The following is a 15,384-nucleotide window of genomic DNA, read 5'->3' on the forward strand; positions in this document are numbered from 1 at the left end:
CCCGCGTCAAGCGGGATGGATCACCTGGTGCCGTAGTTGTAGAGCGGCTGGTTGGGTGGGGTGAGCGAGGGTGAGGCCACGTTGACCACCGCGACCGAGGCTCCGACCGCCAGCAGGGCTCCTATTGCCAGGGCCACGAGAAGTCGCAACACGAAGCACTCCCTTCCTTCCGGTGACGCGGTGTGCCGAGACTAGAACGTGTTTCGTCTTGAATCCATAACATTGGTCAAACCGTGATAAAGCAAGTTACCCTCCGGTACATCATGAAACAGCCGGTCAATGCCGCAGCAAGCGCAGCTCTTCGCCGTCGAAGACCGTTCTCCACCCGGGCGGCGCGGACGGGAACCCGTTCTCGCCCGCGGCCATGAGGAGGTATCTGGCAGGCAGCTCGCCGTAGGCGTGGGCGGCCAGCAGGTCGCCGGCACGGCGGTTCAGCGGGTCCTCGCCGCGCACCCGCAGCCGGCCGCCGCCGGGCAGCCCGACGAGCAGCGTGTCGTCCCAGAGCACCCGGCGCCTGAACAGCTTGGTCGCGGGGTCGAGCACCACCCGCCCGCCGTTCCAGGCGAAGGCCCGGTGGGCACCCCAGGGCAGCGACACCAGGGCTCCCGGCGCCGGGTCGCCGTCCACGATCCGCCGGACCGCCGTCCATTCCGCCGGGTACGTCACCGCCTCCAGCCGGCCGAACGCCCCCAGCGCGAACGTCGGCAGCGCCAGCACCGGGGCCAGCACCCCGACCAGCGCGAGCGCGCCCGACCGCAGGACCGAGGCCAGGCCGACCGCCGTCAGCAGGGCCAGCGGAGCCAGGTAGACCTGGCCGTCGCGCAGCGGGCCGAATCCCGGCCACAGGGCGATGAGCCACTTGAGCGCCTCCCGCCCGGCCTGGAACGCGCCCAGCCCCGCGACGCAGAACCCGGCCGCCGCCGCCACCGCCAGTCCGCCCCACCACGCGGGCCGTACGGGGGCCGAGCGGAGGCGGGCGTAGCCGTACAGACCGGCGAGGACCAGGAGGAGGCGGGCGGTCGCCGTCCACCACGACTCCTGGCCCGGCAGCCCGGCCTCGGCGTTCCAGATGCCGCCGAGCGAGAGCAGGCTGCCCAGCACGCCGAAGGGCCCGTCGGCGCGGGCCGCGAACGCGTCCACCCCCGCCGGGTCCGTCACCGCGCCCGAGCCGAGCGCGGGCACCGCCCACGGCAGGCTGAACGCCACCAGCACCCCGGCGGCGACCGGCACCCTGCGCCGGGCGACGGCGATCGGCATCAGGGTCAGCCAGGAGACCAGCATCGCCTGGAACCCGCCGACCGCGGCGGGCAGCAACGCCGCCGCCAGCCGCCCGCACCGCACGAGTCCCGCCCGCGACCGAGAGGCCGGGGGGAGGGCCTCGCGCGCGCCGTCGCCGGGGTCGTCCCGTGTGAGCGCGCGGATCGCCCACGGCAGTCCGGCCACGCCCAGGAGCAGGGCCCACTGGCCGAGCATGAGCCGCTGGGCGAGGTAGATGTTCCAGGCGTAGAACGCGGCGGCCACGAACCGGGCGAGCCTGCGCTCCCCCGGCACCAGCGCCGCCGCCCCGCTCGCGGCCAGCACGAAGACGGCGACCAGGGCCGCCTTCTGCACGATCTCCACGGGCACCGCCCTGGACAGCAGCGCCACGACCAGGTCGCTGGGCACCGCCCGGGGGAACCCGCCACGGTCGGGCCAGAGCGGCGGGTCGGGCACGAAGAGCAGGTCGTACCGGAGCACCAGCCCCCACGCCAGCGCCGGTCCGAGCGCCAGCACCGCCAGCCCGAGCCCCAGCACCGCGGGCCCCCAGCGGCCCGCACGGCCTTCGCGCACCGTGACACCGCCTCTCCCTCGCGCCGGGACGGGCAGTCCGGACACAAGGGAGAGTAGCCGCCGAAACCTCACATGTGTTACTTGCCCGGCTCGGGGTCCCGGGGCAGGCCGAGCATACGCTCGCCGATGATGTTGAGCTGCACCTCGGTGGTGCCGCCGTAGATGGTCATGGCCCTGGTCGCGAGCACCGCCCGGTTCCAGTAGCCGGCGTCGCCGAGCTTCATGTCGGCGGCCACCACGGCCTTGGCGCCGAGCAGGCTCACGGCCGTCTCGGAGACGTGCTGGGCGTGCGAGGTGGACAGCAGCTTCCGTACGGAGGCGTCGGCGCCCGGCTCGGTCCCGGCGAGCTGCTTGAGCGTGACCCGCAGCGACAGCGCGTTGATCGAGTGCCCCTCGCACACGACCCCCGCCACCTCCTGCTCCTCGGCCGGCGTGAGCTCGCGGCCCAGCCGCCCGATCAGCCCGAGCAGGTCGGGCACGGACGCGCCGGTGCCGCCCGACCCGGACGAGAGCGACACGCGCTCGTTGGACAGCGTGTTGCGGGCGACCTTCCAGCCGTCGCCGACCTCACCCACGACCAGGTCGTCCGGGACGAAGACGTCGTCGAGGAAGACCTCGTTGAACAGGTTCTCGCCGGTCATCTCGGTGAGCGGCCTGACCGTGACGCCGGGGGCCTTCATGTCCACCAGGAAGTACGTGATGCCCTCGTGCTTGGTGCCCTCGGAGGAGTTGCGGGCGATGCAGATGCCCCATTCGGCCACGTGGGCGACCGACGTCCAGATCTTCTGGCCGTTGAGCCGCCAGCCGCCCTCGACCTTCTCCGCCTTCATCTGCAGCGAGGCCAGGTCGGACCCGGCGCCCGGCTCGGAGAAGAGCTGGCACCAGATCATCTCGCCGGCGAGCGTCTTGGGCAGGAAACGTTCCTGCTGCTCGGGCGTGCCGTACACGGCGATGGACGGCACCACCCAGGCGCCGATGATCATCGCGGGCAGCCTGACCTTGGCGGCCTTGAGCTCCTGGGCGATGAGCACCTGCTCCAGCGGCTTGGCCGCGCGGCCCCACGGCCTGGGCAGGTGAGGCATGACGAAGCCGCGCCCGGCCAGCGCCCGCTTCTGCTCCTGGCCCTCAAGCCGGGCGATCTCCGCGATCTCGGCGCGGATGCCCTCCCGCAGCTCCTCGGCGCCCTCGGGCAGGTCGATCTCCATCTCGCGGCCGACGCCCTGAAGGGCGAGCGCGGTCACGGAGGCGGCCCACTCGGCCGACGAGCCGAGCAGCGCGCGCAGCGTGAGGGCGCGCCGGTAGTACAGGTGCACGTCGTGCTCGTAGGTGTAGCCGATGCCGCCGAACGTCTGGATCGCGTCCTTGGCACACTGGACGGCCGCGTCGGGGGCCATCACACCGGCGACGGCGGCGGCGTACTCCAGCTCGCGGCCCTCGGCCCTGGTGGCGTCCCAGACGGTGGCGCGGGCCTGCTCAAGGGCGACGAGCATGCGGGAGATCTTGTGCTTGATGCCCTGGAACTGGCCGATCGGGCGGCCGAACTGCTCGCGTACCTTGGCGTAGGCGGCGGCGGCCGTGACGCACCAGGAGGCCAGCCCGGCGGCCTCCGCGCCGAGCAGGATCGCGGCCAGGTTGAGCACGTCGGGGCTCTCCACGCCGTCGAGCACCCGCTCGGCGGGCACGCTCACCTCCGACAGCTCCACCTTGGCCACCGGACGGGTCAGGTCGAGCGACTCGACCGGCGTGACGGTGACGGCGGCGGCGTCGACGGCGATCCACTCCTCGCCCTCGGACGTGGTCACCGGCAGCACCAGCACGTCGGCCAGCGAGCCGGCGAGCACCGGGTCGGCCGTGCCGGAGACGACCAGCGAGCCGTCGTCGGCGCGGGCGCCGGTGAGCGAGCCGGACAGCGCGACGGCGCCCGTCAGCGTGCCGTCGGCGAGGGCTTCGAGCAGGTCGTGCCGCTTGCTGGCGTGGATGACCGCACTCGCCAGCACGGTCGGCACGTACGGGCCGGGGGCCAGCTTCTCGGCCAGCGCCTCGACGGCGACGGCCGCCTCCAGCAGCCCGTAGCCCGAGCCGCCGGACTCCTCGGGCAGGTGCAGGCCGAGCAGCCCCTGCTCGGCCAGGCCCGGCCAGAACGGCGGACGCCCGTCCGACCCGGATCGCAGCAGCTCCGAGGGGATGTTCCGGTCGGCCCAGCCGCTCACCGAGTCGCGGAGCGCCTCGTGCTCCTCGCTCAATCCGATCGCCATTGCTCATCCTCCAGCCAGGTCAAAGTCCACGCCTGATGCCCAGAACCATATTCTAGAGCATGCTTCTGGCCTAGAGGGGCTTCACCTGCTGGACGAGTGTGTTCAAATCAGGCCATCGCGCCTTGTTCTTCTCGGGGATCGAGGCCATCAGCATCGCCGGCTTCGTCTTGCCGACCTCGACGATCGTCACCATGGCCTGGGCGGTCTCGGTCTTGCCGCCCGAGACGTACGTGACCTTGTAGCCCAGCGACCAGCCCTTGCCGACCGGCACCTTCCTGGACCCGGTCCAGGAGGTCAGCGTGGCGCCCGCCGGGTACTGCGTACGCAGGGTCCAGCGGGCCGCGCGGGTGGCCATCTCGCGGTAGTCGGCGTCCTTGGAGGGCTTCTTCTCGGGGGCGTCGCCGGGGAACATGGCCGAGGCGATCACGGTGTGCGGCACCGCGACCTTGCCGATGCGCTGGGCGACGGTGAACGGCGCGAACGACTTGGCGTCCCAGGGCGCGGCCAGGCGCGGGTAGCTGATGCCGGACGTCCGGTCGGAGATGATCCCGCTGACCACGGACGCCTTGCCCGGCAACGTGGCGAACGCCTTGCTCTCGGGCACCGCCGGGAGGACGACCGGCGTCTCGCTGGGCGTCGGCGAGGCGGTCGGGGTGGCGGTCGCGGCCGGTACCGGGGCGACGGAGACCGGCGTCCCGGTGGAGTCGACGCGCGTGGGCACGTCGCCGGAGAACACGACGAACACCAGCAGCACCGCCACGACGGTGACGAGGATCGCGCCCGCCAGGTACACCACGCGGATGGGGATGTCCCCGATGCCGCGCTTGTGCGGCTTGGTGACGACCGGCGTCACAGGTCCGCCCGGGCCCGACTCGGGCGATCCGGGCGATCCCGGCGGCCACACCTGCACAGGCTGATGCCCCGCCGCCCTCCCCTGCCCCTGCCGTCCCCCACCCGGAAGCTGCGGGTTCCCGCCCTGCGGCGGCTGCGGCGGGCGACCGAGCGGGCCGAGGGAACCCGGCGGACCGGCCGGGCCCGCCTGCGGACCGGAAGAAGGCTGCGGGCCGGAAGGCCGCCGACCGGAGGAAGCCTGCGGCCCGGAGAGGGGCTGCGGCCCAGAGGGAGGCTGCGGCCCAGAGGGAGGCTGCGGCCCAGAGGGAGGCTGCGGCCCAGAGGGAGGCTGCGGCCCGGAGGGAGGCTGCGGGCGCACCTGCGGGCCGGACGGTGGGCGCCCTTGCGGCCCTGATGGCGGCCCTGGGTGCGGGCGCGCCTGCGGCCCGGACGGCGGCTGACCAGACGGATGCGCGGGCGACCGAGCGGGCGCCGGGGCGGACGGTGGTGCGGGCGACTGAGCGGACTGCGGGGCGGGCGGCGGGCCGGGCCGGGAGCCGGGAGGGGCGGGGCGGGGAGCCTGGGGGCCGGACGGCGGCTGCGGAGCGGGCCCGACCGGCTGGGAAGCCCCCGGCCGAGGCGGACGCGGGATCTTGACGGTCTGCTCGGCAGGCGGCACGACGACCTTGCGGAAAGGTTGGGTGTCCTGTGCTGATCTCTCGTCGCCGACGTCCGCCATGGCCTTGAGGTTACGTCACCACAGAGGAGGATAATTCCTCTATTCCCCCAGCAGAATCTAATTCTGTATGGTCTGCGAACATGAGGGGTTTCTACGAGATCGCAGCCGCCGATCCAGACCGTCCCGCCCTGCTCGGCGACGTGGAAGCGACCTACGGCGAACTGCTGGGCCGCGCCAACCGCGCCTCCCACGGCCTGGTCGCGCGTGGCGTCCGGCCGGGCGGCGCCGTGGTGACCGTGCTGAAGAACGGGCTCGACGCCCTCACCATGATGCTGGCGACCTACCAGATCGGCGCCTACCTGGTGCCGGTCAACTGGCACTTCACGGCCGAGGAGATCGACTACGTCATCGCCGACTGCGCGGCCGACGTCGTCGTCTCCCCCGATGCGCTCACGGTCGCCGACCTGATCGACGGCCGGCCGGACACCGCTCCCGGGCACCGCCGGGCCGGCTCGATGATGCTCTACACCTCCGGCACCACGGGCCGCCCCAAGGGCGTGCGCCGCCGCCTGCTCGACCTGACGCCCGAGGACCTCTACCCCATCCTGATGCGCAAGAGCTGGCGTCACTTCGGCCTGCCGTCCGACGGCGTGCACCTGGTGTGCTCGCAGCTCTACCACTCGGCCCCGTACGGCCAGGCGATGATGGCGCTGCAGTTCGGCCACACGATCGTGGCCCCCGAACGGTTCGACGCGGCCGAGGCGCTGAAGCTGATCGAACGGCACCGGGTGACGAACGCGTTCATGGTGCCCACGATGTTCCACCGGCTGCTCGCCGTGCCGGACCGGGACAGGTACGACCTGTCCTCCCTCACCCACCTCTATCACGGCGCCGCCCCCTGCCCGCCCGCCACCAAGCAGGCCATGATCGACTGGCTCGGCCCCGTCCTGTGGGAGTACTACGGCTCGACGGAGGCGGCGGTGGCGACCATGGTGTCGTCCCGGGAGTGGCTGGAGAGGCCGGGCACGGTGGGCAGGGCCCTCGACGGGATGGCCTTCACGATCGTCGGCGACGACGGCGACGAGATGCCCCCCGGCGAGCCCGGGACGGTCTACATCGGCGGCATCAACCGCTTCGAGTACCACGGCGACCCCGGCAAGACCGCCTCGGCCATGCGCGGCGCCGCCTACACCCCGGGTGACATCGGCTACCTCGACGCCGACGGCTACCTGTTCCTGCTGGACCGCAGGACCGACCTGATCATCTCGGGCGGCGTCAACATCTACCCCGCCGAGATCGAGGCCGCGCTGCTCGAACACCCGTCGGTCGCCGACGTCGCGGTGATCGGCGTGCCCGATCCCGAGTGGGGGCACAAGGTCGTGGCGCTGGTCCAGCCCGCACCGGGCGTGGCGGGCGGCGAGGCACTGACCGCCGAACTGCTGCGGCACTGCGGGCCCCGGCTGGCCCGGTTGAAGCACCCCCGGGTGATCGAGTACCGGGAGTCGCTGCCGCGCACCCCGACCGGCAAGCTGAGCAGACGCGACGTCCGGGAGGCGTATCTTTCCTGCTGAGCTGGGCAGAGACCTCCCCATGAGGGAGATCGTCGCGGGGCTGGCCGCCGTCGCACTGCTCACCGCCTGCGGGCCGTCCTCGTCCACCTCGACGTCCACGGTCTCGCCGGCCACGACCATGCCGGGCTCGCCGTCGCCCACCTCGGCGGCGGCACCGGGGAGCGGGCCGGAATCGCTGGAGAGCGCGTACGAACGGGTCATCACGGACGTCCTGCCGTCGATCGTGCAGATCAACACCAAGGTGGGCCTCGGCTCCGGCATCGTGTACGACACGGCAGGTCACATCGTCACGAACGCGCACGTGGTCGGCGAGGCGACCGAGATGAACGTCACGATCGCCACCGGCGGCGCACCCCGCCCGGCCAAGCTGGTCAAGGCGTTCGGCGCCGGCGACCTGGCCGTGATCAAGGTGGAGCAGCCCGACGGCCTGCGTCCGGCCAGGTTCGGCGACTCGAGCAAGCTGCGGGTCGGCCAGATCGTCCTGGCCATGGGCAACCCGCTGGGCCTGTCGGGCAGCGTCACGAACGGCATCGTCTCGGCGCTCGGCCGTACCGTCAGCGAGCCCCAGAACCCCGAATCGCCGGGAGCCACCATCAGCGGCGCGATCCAGACCTCCGCCGCGATCAACCCCGGCAACAGCGGCGGCGCGCTGGTGAACCTGGCCGGCGAGGTCATCGGCATCCCGACGCTCGCCGCCACCGACCCCCAGCTCGGCGGCGGGGCCGCACCCGGCATCGGGTTCGCGATCCCGAGCAACACGGCCACCGACATCGCGGCCCAGATCGTCAAGAGCGGCAAGGTCACCAACAGCCACCGGGCCGCGCTGGGCATCCGCGGCAGCACGGTCATCGGCGCCACCGGGCAGCCGAGCGGCGTGGGCGTGGCCGGCGTGGAGAAGGGCGGCGGCGCGGAGAAGGCCGGGATCCGGTCCGGCGACGTGATCCTCTCGATCAACGGCAAGAAGACCGCGACCATGGCCGCGCTGGCGGAGGAGGTCAGCGCCTACAAACCCGGCGACCAGGTCAAGGTGGAGATCCTGCGCGCCAACGGCGGCACCCAGACCGTCACGGTGACGCTCGGCGAACTCAAGGCCGAGTGACACCCCGCCCGACCGCGCCCGTCACTGTTTGGCCGTGAAGACGATCTCCACGCGGCGGTTCTTCGCCCGGTTCCGTTCCACCGGCTTGCCCTCGACCAGATTGGGCAACTTGGGCCGCGTCTCGCCGTAGCCGGCGGCCTGGAGGGTGACGTTCCCGCCGCCGAGCAGCGGCGCGAGGGCCGCGCGCACGGCCTGTGCACGCCGCCGCGACAACACCAGGTTGTACGCGTCGCTCCCCTGGTCGTCGGTGTGCCCGCCGATCCTGACGACGCCGCCCGCGCCCTCCGCCTCGACCTTGGCGGCCACGTCCGCCAGCCGCTTCCTGGCCTTGGGCGTGAGCCGCCACTTGTCCAGCGCGAACAGCACGTCGCTGGTGAGCGCGACCGTCACCTGGCGGCCCTGCTTGGTCTCGCTCTCGGCGCCGTCCATGGACTCGACCTCGCCGACGATGTCCTCGACCGGCAGCACCAGGTCCTCGACCGGGCCGATGGCGTCGGGCGGGACCTGGACCGGGGACGGCGCCGGCGTCAGGACGAGGGCCAGCGCGACGCTAAGAGAGCGGAACATCGGTGAGCACGCCCAGCATCGGCATCTCGACGTTGACCTTGGTGACCTCCGGCGGCGGCGCGGCGAAGACCGCGTACAGCGTGCTGGCCTGCCCGTTCTCCAGGAACTGGCCCTGGGTGCCGGAGCACACGCACGTGGCGTCCGGGCCGGTGCCGTTGCGGGCGACGCGGTAGCGCTTGGCGTTCACCGGGTCGATCAGGGAGACGTTGGCGACCGTGTAGTCGAGCGTGCCGGTGCCGAGGCCGTTGTGCACGTTGACCTTGCCGTCGGTGGCGGTGATCGTCCAGTTGAGTGTGACGGTCCTGCCCTGGCGCTTGAGCGCGGTGATGTCGACGCGGGCCTTGCCGTGCTGGCCGCCCGAGCCGACCTTGGCCTCGCGGGTGGCGATGACCTCGTCCTGCTGCGGCGGCGCGCTCTGCGGCGGTGAGGCAGAGGAGGTGGTGGCGGCGGCGGGAGCGGTGGTGGCCGCCGTCTCCTGCGCGGCCGTCCGCGACTGCGCGCCGGGCAGCATGCCGCACCCCGACAGGACGACGGCCGCCCCGGTCAGCGCGATCGTCTTTCGCATCTGATGATCACCTTAATGCTCGGGAAAGTGCCCAAGTCAGTCACACTAGCCCGAATTACTCCTTTCGGGCCGGACAAAAGGCAATTAACCGGTCGCAGACGACTGAGTCAGCCGATACCGGGACGGCGGGATGCCGTACCGGTCCACGAACGCCTGGCGCAACGTCTCGGCCGTGCCGAAACCGCAGCGTACGGCGATCGCGGACATGGGCAGCGAGGTCGAGACCAGCAGGTGCGCCGCCCCCTCGGTACGGGCCTGCCGCACGAACCTGCCCGGCGTCTGCTTCAGATGCCTGAGGAACAGCCGGGTCAGGTGGCGTTCGCTGACGCCCGCCGCGGCGGCCAGCGTGGCCGCGGTGAGGTCGGCGGCCAGGTTGGCGGAGATGTGCTCGACGGTCCGCCTGACCAGGCTGTCGGCCGGCGCCGGAGGGCTGACGAACATGCTCATCTGCGCCTGGTTGCCCGGCCGTTGCAGGTAGGTGACCATGCCGCGGGCCACCGTCCTGGACAGCTCGGCGCCGTTGTCCTCCTCGACCAAGGCAAGCGTGAGGTCGAGCGCGGCGGTGACCCCGGCGGACGTGGCCACCTCGCCGTCGCGGACGTAGATCGGGGCGGGATCCACGGTGACGCGCGGATGGCGGGCCGCCAGGTCGGCCGCCTCCCGCCAGTGGGTGGTGGCGCGCCTGCCGTCGAGCAGCCCCGCGGCGGCCAGCACGTACGCGCCGGTGCACACCGAGGCGACCCGCCTGCTCTCCCGCGCCAGCCTGCGGACGTGGCCGACGACCAGCGGGTTCTCGGCGGCGTCCAGGTGGCCGGTGCCGCCGGAGACGATGAGCGTGTCGAGCGGCCCGGTGATCCGCTCAAGCGTGAGCTGGCCCTGGAGCACCAGCGCGCTGGCGGTGGTGACGGGATGGCCTCCGGGAGTGGCCATCCGCACCTGGTAGTACGGTGAGGCGCCGTGCCAGTTGGCGTTCTCCAGAGTCGAGGTGACGCACGCGATGTCGAGCAGCTCGGCCGCCTCGTAGGCGACGACCACGACCCGCCGGTACTCCATGGCACGACTGTAGTAGGGCAGACAGACAACCCAACTTTCCGGACATGTACCACCTTGCCCTTCCTTTATGCCGCCCCCGCCCGGCCACAGTCGGAAGCATGACACCGCCTTCCATCACCGGACGTCGCTGGTCGAAGTTCGCCCTCCACTACGTGGAGATGATCCTCGCCATGTTCGCCGGCATGTTCGTGCTCGGCGCCCTCCAGTCGGCCGTCGGCCTGTCCGTCTCCCACGAGGAGTCGCCGGAGCTCGCGTACCTGATCATGGCCGTCGACATGTCGGTGGGCATGGCCGCGTGGATGCGCTTCCGCGGCCACCGCTGGCCGCCGACGCTGGAGATGTGCGCGGCGATGTTCGTCCCGGTCGTGCCGCTGTATCCGCTGCTGTGGCTCGGCGTCATCGACGGCGGCGTCCTGATGGTCGTCGCGCACGTCGCGATGTTCCCGCTCATGCTGGCCGCCATGTTCCGCCGCCTCGACGAGTACGCCGGCTGCGCCCACTGACCCGACGACCTCCACGCGCGGGCGTCACCACGGGCCTGCTCGGCCTCGGCGACCAGGTCACCTGGCAGGCCAGGCACTTCGGGCTCACCTGGCGGATGACCTCGACGATCAGCGCGTGGGAGCGGCCCGCGTACTTCGTGGACGAGCAGGTGTCCGGCCCGTTCCGCCACTGGCGCCACGAACATCGCTTCGACGCGGCCCCGCATGCGGGCGCCACCCTCATGACCGACATCGTGGACTTCTCCGCCCCCGCCGGTCTCCTGGGCCGCCTGGCCGACCGGTTGGTCCTCCGCCGCCACATGACCCACCTCATCAACGTCCGCAACCGCCACCTCAAGACCACCCTCGAACGTTGACCCGGCCCGCCGAACCCCCGCCGCCCGGCGTTCATCCAACACATTGGCTGACGCGAAGAACGGAGAGCGGCGTGCGCGCGGAAACCGAGAACGACCGACCGCCCAGGGCTACCGGGCCGACCGTGCCGAAGCCGGTGCGGGTCCTGGCCCATCTCGCCGCGGCCTGGACGGTGGGATCGCTCATCCTGCCGGCGGCGGGGATGGTCCTGATGATCCTGCTGTTCGCCGTCAACGAGACCGCGCCCCTCGTCGCCGCGGCACTGGCCGTGGCGGCCATCCTCGGCTACCTGGTCTTCGTGATCAAGGCCACCCGTGACGTGTCGGTCCTCGGCACCACCCTCGGCGGCCGGCTGCTGTGGGCGCTGCTGGTCCTGGGCCTGGGGACCGCCGGATGGCTGCTCGGCTGGAGGGTGACCGACATCGCCGGCCTCGGCGTGAGCCGCGACGCGCTGCTGACGTTCCTGCTCGGCGGGGTCCCGCACGCCCTGGTGGCCGGGGTGTTCGTCCGCGGGTGGCGCTACCGCGCGGTCGCTCTCGGGCTGATCCTGGCCCTCCTGGCGGCCGGTGTGGCCGTGCTGCGCCAGGACCCGCCGGACGACCTGGAGACGCGGCTGAGTGCCGGCAACCTCTCCCGGAAGACCGCGTACGTGGTCGCCATCCCCGGCTACCGCCCCGACGGCAACGGTTACGGCGACGGGCTGGGCGCCTCCGGTTTCATGCCCGCGGACCCGGCCTCCGTCCCGCCCGACCGGCACATCACGATCGCCGCGTACGACCGGCTCATGGTGGGCGAGGACAGATGCGGACAACCCACCGCGCTGGACGCCCATCTGCCGGTCGAGTCGTGCACGGCCGAGCCCGGCGGCCTGGTCTACCGGCAAGGCCCGGTGGAACACGGCTACCAGGTGCGGGTGGGACGCCGGTACGTCGCGGTGGTGGGGAGCGCGGCCGTCGACCACGCCCTGCTCCGGTCGGCCGCCCGGACCCTGCGCCCGGCCACCGCCCGCGAGCTGGGCGACCAGGAGCAGACCGGCGACTACTACGCGGCGAAGATCCCGGGATACACCCCACAGCTCACGGGCATCCCGCCGGGCCTGATCTACACGCCCGCCGACCACACCGGCAACGGCGCGCAGACCGTCCGCATCACGATGTACGCGAGTTACGTCGACGGTGACGACGTCTGCTTCCTCGCCAAGGAGTGCACCACCGCCGGCCCCGGCCTCACGTACGTCCGCAAAGAGGACACCCATGGCTACGCGATGCGCCGCGACACGGTGACCGTCCAGGTGCTCGGCGGCCTGCGGGTGGACGCGAAGCTGCTGCGCCAGGCGGCCCTCGACGCCCGCCCGGCCACCGACGACGAGCTGCTCCGCACCCTGCCGTCACCGACGCCGAGCCCCGGCCTGGACCGCTTCCGCCAATGGCTGCGCACGCTCTAGGCAGCACAACAACACACCCCGGACAGCAGAACGCCTCCGACCCGCCGAGATCTCGGCAGGTCGGAGGCGTTCTGGTCACGTGGAGGTGGCGGGAATCGAACCCGCGTCCTTCAACCCCAAGTCAGGGCTTCTCCGGGCGCAGCCTGTTGTGCTTTTCTCAGCCCCGGCGATCACACAGGCGAGTCGCCGACGGGCTCAGCCACTGTTTGATTTCCCGATCTCCCCCGTGGCCGGGTCGATCGGTTGAGCCTTCTCACGATGCCAGACACCGGGCCGAAGGCGCTCCCGGGCTGACAGAGGTTTCGCTACTTAGGCAGCGAGGGCCAGGGAACCCTGGCCGACCTCAGTGCGCTTGGAATTGGCACTTATTGTTTTGCGGTCACAGGATTAACGAGGTTATGTCCGCAGTCCTCGGCCCGCTTCACCTGGCTTGCAAGATCGAAGTCGAAGCCAGTCACCCCCTGTGCAGTTGTCAACACGCCTCAATGCTGATCACACAGAGACGAGCAACACTGAATCTACAGGGGACAACACCCTCAACGCCAACTTAATTCCAGCATGGCGAAACCCCCGGGAGCGTGGCACAGCAGCACGCGCTCCCGGGGGCCGACCGGCAGGGTCGAGCCGGTCCGGACGGCAGGACTTCCCCCGAGATGAAGTCCTGATCTCATCACGGCGACTGAGTCCGCAACCCCCCGAGCGGGCCCAGTCATTCAGTAAGACGCAGCCGACGTCCGGAAAGGTTGCTCACCGTCACGACTTTTCACGCAGGGTCACGAAGACCCGAGAAGAAGCTGCCCGCGACGGCCGCCGCGTCGTAGTTCTTGGCCAGGACGGCGATCGCCACGTCCCCCTGCCAGCCGACGAACCAGGTCATGGGCTTGTCCTGGCTGCCCGCCGTGGCGCGGACGCCGTAGACCCGGCCCCGGCCCGCCTGCGCGGGGCTGCCGACCGCGCCGGCACGCATCATCGCGGTCAGCGCCGTGCGCACCTTCGGATCCATCGCGACGGGAGCCGGCTGCCGGTCGGGGACGACCTCCGCGGCCGGATCGGGCGACTTGGGGGCGGTCACGAGCACCGGCGGCCGCCAGGTGCCCGAACCCACCGCCGCCGCGACCAGCGCCATCGACAGCGGGCTGACCTCGACGTTCTGGCCCGCGATGGCCCTGGCCTTGTCGGCGTCGCTGGACAGCTCGGGCATCGCCCCGCTGAACGACTTCAGCGGGAGCTGCCACGGCAGCCCGATGCCGAACGCCTTGGCGCTCGTGGCCAGGCCGCCCGCGGTGGCCCGGCGCGCCAGCGAGGCCAGCGCGGTCACGCAGCCCTTGGCGAAGTTGTCCTGGAACGTGGCCGACGAGGTGACCCCGGCGGCCTGGCTGGTGTGCACGAACTTGGCGCCGCCGACCGTGCGCTCGGCCGGGCAGGCCAGCCGCTGCTTGGTGCTGACGCCGCCCTTGATCAGCGCGTCGGCCGCCACGATCGAGAAGGCCGTGCCCGCGGGGAACCTGCCCGCCAGCGCGTCCTTCTCCTGGTTGAGCCCGCTGGTGCCGACCGCGAGGATCTCGCCGGTGTCGCGCTGCACGGCCACCAGCGCGCTCGTGGCCGTCTCGGCCACCGCCCGCTCGGCCGCGGCCTGGACGTGGCTGTCGATCGTGGTCTTGACCGAGACGTTCTGGCGGCCCGGCCACTCGCGCAGCTTGGCCACCTGCTTGCCGGTCTTGAGATCGAGGGTGATCACCTTGGTCTCGGTGGAACCGGTCAGATAGTCCTGGTACGCCTGCTGCAGGCCGCTCTGACCGACCGAGTCGCCGGCCCGCTGCGGCCCGCCGAGCTTCTGCTCGTCCTCGGGGGTGAGCGCGCTGACCTTGCCGACGATCTGCTTGGGCGCGGCGGGGTCGATGGGCTGCGGCTGCGGGTCGGTCTCGATGCCGGCGATGCCGGCCAGCTTGGACTTCATCGACAGGTACCGCGAGCGCCCGAACGTGACCAGCGGCACGAACTTGTCGGGCGGCGAGGACCTGATCCGGCTCAGCAGCCGGTCCTGGGCGTAGCCGGTGATGGCCGACAGCTTGGCCACGACGTCCTCGGCCCGGTCGCCCAGCGCGGACGGCACCACGCCCACGACGTAGACGTAGAGCTCGTTCTGCAGGGGATCGTCGGAGCGGTCGACCACCGGCTGGCGCGGCTTGGGGTTGGTCTCGACCGCGAACCGCTGGCCCTCCTTGAGCTGCGGATGCAGCACCGACGGCGACCAGCGCACCTTCCACCGGCCGTCGACCAGGTGCAGCGGCAGCGAGCCGTCGTACTCCCAGAGAGGGGTGTTCTCCCCCAGGTCGACCTCGGCGCGGAAGTCGGCCTTGGACTCCTCGCCGGTCACGCTCACGCTCTTGATCCTGAAGCGGAACGAGGCCGCGTCGAGCTCCAGCTTGGCGTTGGCCAGGGCCTTGCCCACCGTGGCCGGGTCGCCGTCGGTGCGGCCCGCGGCCAGGGCGTAGTCCTCGGACTGCCAGCCCACGAGGAAGTCACGCACCGCGTCGTGCGGCGAGGACTCCTCGAAGCAGCCGGTCAGCGTCATGCTCGCGACCGCCAGCGTGACGGTCGCGGCAAGGGTGCGGCGCGCGCGTGTCATCGGT

At 71.8% G+C, this 15,384-nt stretch carries 13 protein-coding genes and 1 other RNA gene; 5 read left to right on the plus strand and 9 right to left on the minus strand.

What is annotated here, in order from left to right; all coding sequences use genetic code 11:
• Positions 1 to 20: 20 nt before the first annotated feature.
• From ABZ815_RS28065 to ABZ815_RS28080, 4 genes are all read right to left on the minus strand, one after another.
• Complete coding sequence (locus ABZ815_RS28065) at positions 21 to 152, minus strand: hypothetical protein (RefSeq protein ID WP_260477562.1); 132 nt, start codon at positions 150 to 152, stop codon at positions 21 to 23.
• Positions 153 to 276: 124 nt separating this feature from the next.
• Positions 277 to 1,830, minus strand: a complete 1,554-nt coding sequence (locus ABZ815_RS28070; RefSeq protein WP_357702957.1) for a hypothetical protein — start codon at positions 1,828 to 1,830, stop codon at positions 277 to 279.
• Between the two features lie 77 nt (positions 1,831 to 1,907).
• A complete protein-coding gene (locus ABZ815_RS28075) occupies positions 1,908 to 4,085 on the minus strand; it encodes an acyl-CoA dehydrogenase (RefSeq protein WP_357702959.1) in 2,178 nt (725 codons plus the stop codon).
• A gap of 70 nt (positions 4,086 to 4,155) precedes the next feature.
• Positions 4,156 to 4,938 carry a hypothetical protein gene (locus ABZ815_RS28080; RefSeq protein WP_357702961.1) on the minus strand — a complete coding sequence of 261 codons (783 nt, stop codon included), beginning with the start codon at positions 4,936 to 4,938 and terminating at the stop codon, positions 4,156 to 4,158.
• 797 nt (positions 4,939 to 5,735) lie between these two features.
• Between ABZ815_RS28080 and ABZ815_RS28085 the strand changes: the two genes are divergently transcribed.
• Positions 5,736 to 7,166, plus strand: a complete 1,431-nt coding sequence (locus ABZ815_RS28085; protein WP_357702963.1) for an AMP-binding protein — start codon at positions 5,736 to 5,738, stop codon at positions 7,164 to 7,166.
• Positions 7,167 to 7,185: 19 nt separating this feature from the next.
• Positions 7,186 to 8,265: a trypsin-like peptidase domain-containing protein gene (locus tag ABZ815_RS28090; RefSeq protein WP_357702965.1), complete on the plus strand. Its 1,080-nt coding sequence runs from the start codon at positions 7,186 to 7,188 to the stop codon at positions 8,263 to 8,265.
• Between the two features lie 21 nt (positions 8,266 to 8,286).
• On the opposite strand, the gene ABZ815_RS28095 is transcribed toward ABZ815_RS28090, so the two are convergent.
• The 3 genes from ABZ815_RS28095 to ABZ815_RS28105 all read right to left on the minus strand — a co-directional run bounded on the left by ABZ815_RS28095 (position 8,287) and on the right by ABZ815_RS28105 (position 10,450).
• Positions 8,287 to 8,832: an OmpA family protein gene (locus ABZ815_RS28095; RefSeq protein ID WP_357702967.1), complete on the minus strand. Its 546-nt coding sequence runs from the start codon at positions 8,830 to 8,832 to the stop codon at positions 8,287 to 8,289.
• Positions 8,816 to 9,397 carry a hypothetical protein gene (locus ABZ815_RS28100; protein ID WP_357702969.1) on the minus strand — a complete coding sequence of 194 codons (582 nt, stop codon included), beginning with the start codon at positions 9,395 to 9,397 and terminating at the stop codon, positions 8,816 to 8,818. Before ABZ815_RS28100 ends, ABZ815_RS28095 begins: the two co-directional genes overlap by 17 nt.
• Before the next feature lie 84 nt (positions 9,398 to 9,481).
• The gene (locus tag ABZ815_RS28105) at positions 9,482 to 10,450 is read right to left on the minus strand and encodes a helix-turn-helix domain-containing protein (protein ID WP_357702971.1); all 969 of its coding nucleotides are present in this window, start codon (positions 10,448 to 10,450) and stop codon (positions 9,482 to 9,484) included.
• Between the two features lie 98 nt (positions 10,451 to 10,548).
• Here ABZ815_RS28105 and ABZ815_RS28110 point away from each other — a divergent pair, with 98 nt between their 5' ends.
• From ABZ815_RS28110 to ABZ815_RS28120, 3 genes are all read left to right on the plus strand, one after another.
• Positions 10,549 to 10,953, plus strand: a complete 405-nt coding sequence (locus ABZ815_RS28110) for a hypothetical protein (RefSeq protein WP_357702973.1) — start codon at positions 10,549 to 10,551, stop codon at positions 10,951 to 10,953.
• A gap of 95 nt (positions 10,954 to 11,048) precedes the next feature.
• Complete coding sequence (locus ABZ815_RS28115) at positions 11,049 to 11,309, plus strand: SRPBCC family protein (RefSeq protein WP_357702975.1); 261 nt, start codon at positions 11,049 to 11,051, stop codon at positions 11,307 to 11,309.
• A gap of 71 nt (positions 11,310 to 11,380) precedes the next feature.
• Entirely contained in the window at positions 11,381 to 12,751 is a 1,371-nt protein-coding gene (locus ABZ815_RS28120) for a hypothetical protein (RefSeq protein WP_357702977.1), read from the plus strand.
• A 77-nt stretch (positions 12,752 to 12,828) separates the two neighbouring features.
• Here the strand turns inward: ABZ815_RS28120 and ssrA are convergent.
• Both ssrA and ABZ815_RS28130 read right to left on the minus strand, forming a co-directional pair.
• Positions 12,829 to 13,213, minus strand: a transfer-messenger RNA (tmRNA) gene (ssrA, locus tag ABZ815_RS28125).
• A 301-nt stretch (positions 13,214 to 13,514) separates the two neighbouring features.
• A complete protein-coding gene (locus tag ABZ815_RS28130; protein ID WP_357702979.1) occupies positions 13,515 to 15,380 on the minus strand; it encodes a penicillin-binding transpeptidase domain-containing protein in 1,866 nt (621 codons plus the stop codon).
• Positions 15,381 to 15,384 lie beyond the last annotated feature (4 nt).

This window comes from Nonomuraea sp. NPDC047529, assembly GCF_040642995.1.
In the GTDB taxonomy this organism is placed as follows: domain Bacteria; phylum Actinomycetota; class Actinomycetes; order Streptosporangiales; family Streptosporangiaceae; genus Nonomuraea.

What these genes read in the sequence shown, in the direction of transcription:
- ABZ815_RS28075 (WP_357702959.1), bottom strand. Translation starts at nt 4,085, where the DNA reads ATGGCGATCGGATTGAGCGAGGAGCACGAGGCGCTCCGCGACTCGGTG.
- ABZ815_RS28115 (WP_357702975.1), top strand. Translation starts at nt 11,049, where the DNA reads ATGACCTCGACGATCAGCGCGTGGGAGCGGCCCGCGTACTTCGTGGAC.
- ABZ815_RS28130 (WP_357702979.1), bottom strand. Translation starts at nt 15,380, where the DNA reads ATGACACGCGCGCGCCGCACCCTTGCCGCGACCGTCACGCTGGCGGTC.
- ABZ815_RS28105 (WP_357702971.1), bottom strand. Translation starts at nt 10,450, where the DNA reads ATGGAGTACCGGCGGGTCGTGGTCGTCGCCTACGAGGCGGCCGAGCTG.
- ABZ815_RS28085 (WP_357702963.1), top strand. Translation starts at nt 5,736, where the DNA reads ATGAGGGGTTTCTACGAGATCGCAGCCGCCGATCCAGACCGTCCCGCC.
- ABZ815_RS28110 (WP_357702973.1), top strand. Translation starts at nt 10,549, where the DNA reads ATGACACCGCCTTCCATCACCGGACGTCGCTGGTCGAAGTTCGCCCTC.
- ABZ815_RS28095 (WP_357702967.1), bottom strand. Translation starts at nt 8,832, where the DNA reads ATGTTCCGCTCTCTTAGCGTCGCGCTGGCCCTCGTCCTGACGCCGGCG.
- ABZ815_RS28090 (WP_357702965.1), top strand. Translation starts at nt 7,186, where the DNA reads ATGAGGGAGATCGTCGCGGGGCTGGCCGCCGTCGCACTGCTCACCGCC.
- ABZ815_RS28100 (WP_357702969.1), bottom strand. Translation starts at nt 9,397, where the DNA reads ATGCGAAAGACGATCGCGCTGACCGGGGCGGCCGTCGTCCTGTCGGGG.